Here is a 252-nt window from a genome sequence, read left to right on the forward strand (position 1 = left end):
GTTTGCAACATCTATACAGTTATCTATATCATCAATGATTCCATCTCCATCTGTATCAGCTTCACAAACATCTCCAATCCCATCATTATCAGCATCTTCCTGATTTGGATTCGCTGTATTTACACAATTGTCTACATCATCAGTAATTCCATCGTTATCTGCATCGTCGTCACAAGCATCTCCAATTCCATCATTATCAGCATCTTCTTGATTTGGATTCGCTGTATTCACACAGTTGTCTACGTCATCAGT

1 protein-coding gene is annotated in these 252 nt (G+C 38.1%); it reads right to left on the reverse strand.

The window, feature by feature from the left end; genetic code table 11:
• The coding region (locus tag Q4548_RS16920; RefSeq protein WP_303457239.1) for a thrombospondin type 3 repeat-containing protein at nt 1–252 on the reverse strand (252 nt) is incomplete at both ends.

It is taken from the genome of Wenyingzhuangia sp. 2_MG-2023 (assembly GCF_030548295.1).
Classification (GTDB): domain Bacteria; phylum Bacteroidota; class Bacteroidia; order Flavobacteriales; family Flavobacteriaceae; genus Wenyingzhuangia.